The sequence below is a fragment of the Oleiphilus sp. HI0123 genome (assembly GCF_001635315.1).
In genome coordinates this window covers 1-1,788 of the sequence record NZ_LWGE01001562.1, presented here as the reverse complement: position 1 = coordinate 1,788, position 1,788 = coordinate 1, and the positions used below count along the sequence as shown (strand labels likewise).

Annotated in this window: 2 protein-coding genes; both read right to left on the bottom strand. The window is 47.0% G+C overall.

Translation table 11 applies throughout. The features are described from left to right. On the bottom strand, positions 1–938 hold a 938-nt coding region (gene murG / locus A3761_RS20930), incomplete at its 3' end, for an undecaprenyldiphospho-muramoylpentapeptide beta-N-acetylglucosaminyltransferase (protein WP_068750810.1). Continuing rightward, the coding region (gene ftsW / locus A3761_RS20925; protein WP_068750808.1) for a putative lipid II flippase FtsW at positions 931–1,788 on the bottom strand (858 nt) is incomplete at its 5' end. The genes murG and ftsW, both read right to left, overlap by 8 nt.

Sequence of the window (1,788 nt, the reverse complement as noted above, 5' to 3'; positions counted from 1 at the left end):
CTCAAATCCTGTTGGTCTAATAACCATGCCGCACCGCCCTTGGTCATATACTGGGCATTGAGCGTTTGGTGGTCATCGACCGCATGAGGATAAGGGATGAGGATCGCTCCCAAGCCCGCCACACATAGTTCAGATATGGTTAAAGCACCGGCTCGACAGATCACAAAGTCAGCCCAGCGATAGGCTGCGGCCATATCATCAATAAACTCACTTACCTGAGCTTTGACACCATACTTTTCATAACTTGCAGCCACGCCTTCGGACTTATTACGCCCTGTCTGGTGCCAAATTTCCGGTCTAATTTCTGCCCCCAAAGAGCTCATCGCACCAGGGAGCACTTCGTTTAGTCTGGCAGCTCCAAGGCTCCCACCCAACACCAGCACTCTGATCGGCCCAGATTTCGAAACACTGTCTTTGCTTGAATAAAATAACTCGCAGATTTCATCTCTCAATGGGTTGCCAGTCAGCACAACTTTACTCGCATCTTCAAAGGCTTCAGGAAAAGCTGACATCACTGAATCTGCCATTTTCGCGAGTACTTTATTGGTCATTCCTGCTACGGCATTCTGTTCGTGAACCAATAAAGGCTTACCCAAGAGTTTTGCCGCCAAGCCACCAGGCCCAGAAGCGAAGCCTCCCATACCTAACACGGCATCGGGTCTTGTTTTCCTAAGCACTAATAAAGCCTGGAAAACGGCTTTAGCGATCTTCAAGGGTGCTAAAGCTTTGCTTAATATGCCTTTACCGCGAACACCACTGACGGAAATACCGTAAAAAGGGATTCCAGCGTCTTGCACTACTCGCTCTTCCATACCACCGACTGAACCTAGCCAAACAACTTTGTCATTGCGGCTCATTAGTTTCTTTGCCGTTGCTAAGGCTGGAAATACATGCCCGCCAGTGCCACCAGCCATCACAAGGAATGTTTTATCACGCATGGATAAGCTCCTTGTCTTTGGTCTGTTCTGAGTCTGGCTCATCTTCAATCGCCATCAGGTCACGGTGAATTCTTAACAACACGCCTATACACATACAACTCACAATCAGGCTACTACCGCCATAACTTACCAATGGCAGTGTCAGACCTTTAGTCGGTAGTAAGCCCATATTGACGCCTATGTTTATAAAGGACTGAACCGCGAATAAGATGCCAATGCCGTAGGCAAAATAGGCGCTGAATAATTGCTTTTTCTTTTCTGCCAAATAGCCTATGCGTAAGGATCTGTAGACCAAAACGACAAACAACGAAACAACAAGCAATGTACCAATCAAACCAAACTCTTCTGCCATAATGGCAAAAACGAAATCGGTATGAGCCTCGGGCAAGTAAAATTGCTTTTGAATACTGTTGCCTAAACCTACGCCCGACCAGTCCCCACGCCCAAATGCGATCAAAGACTGAATCACCTGATATCCACTACCATAGGGATCTGCCCAAGGATCGGTATAGCCCACTAAACGCTTTAATCTGTAGGGCTGCGAATAAATCAGTAAGGCCACAGATGCTAAACAGCCTAGAATCAGAATAATAAACTGCCCTAATCTCGCACCACTGAGGAAAATCATTCCCAGAAAGGCACAACCAATTACAACGGTAGAACCTAAGTCCGGCTCACTAAGCAGCAATAAGGCAACCAAAGCCAAGACCAACATCGGCTTTGCAAAGCCCCACCATGTTGTACGCACCTCATCTAAACGTCTCACTAAATAGCCTGCGAGATAAGCCACCAACAAAAGCTTCGCCAATTCAGAAGGCTGAAAATTCAAGCTACCTAAACTAATCCAGCG